Source organism: Glycomyces mayteni (assembly GCF_042428885.1).
GTDB classification, from domain to species: Bacteria; Actinomycetota; Actinomycetes; order Mycobacteriales; family Micromonosporaceae; genus Glycomyces; species Glycomyces mayteni.
This window is the reverse complement of record NZ_JBHMBP010000020.1, coordinates 1-639: the sequence shown is the minus strand read 5'-3', so window position 1 is coordinate 639 and position 639 is coordinate 1. Positions and strand designations below refer to the sequence as shown.

Here is a 639-nt window from a genome sequence, read left to right as displayed (position 1 = left end):
CCACCATTACCACCGGGTTTACTCCCGCCGTTACCAAACTCCCCCGGATTATAGTTATGAATATCTCCATTCGGCGTATGCGTCGTACCCCAGCCCGGCCCGCTGTTTGGATCCGTACCACCACCTGATGAAGGGCCACCTTTACCAGACGTACCGTTCACATTCCCACTGGCCTGACCACCATTATGTCCCAGACCTGAATTACCCGGACCTCGACCGTCTCCACCACTCATACCGTTTTCCTCTTTGACATTTAAAACAATAAATTAAAGCCAACATACTGTACATATACACAGTATAATTATTACCTTACTCCTCCCGTTTTCAGGTGTCAATATATGAGATTAGTTCTCATCTTCAGGCACAAAAAAGCGCCCGGAGCCACCTGTAAGCAGATCGCGTCTTTTCCCGAAAATTTCTCATGGCAACAAATTTTATTATTTAAGACATTCATCACACTTACATTTCAGATGGTATAGACACATCTGAAAGCTAACTGGCATGAGGAGAGGACCTGCGGTTAAACTGTTCGGGAAACCTGAGACGCCCGGAGGCCACTATGACGCACCTGAAACTGACTCCCGCTGAAGAAAAGCGCCTGGCGGACGCCTTTGTCGCTCAGGCACTGGCCATGGGCCT

1 pseudogene is annotated in these 639 nt (G+C 48.7%); it reads right to left on the bottom strand.

Annotation, left to right across the window (positions count from 1 at the left end):
• Positions 1-233: pseudogene (locus ACFFXY_RS25345) on the bottom strand (colicin-like bacteriocin tRNase domain-containing protein); the annotation flags it as partial.
• Between the last annotated feature and the right edge of the window lie 406 nt (positions 234-639).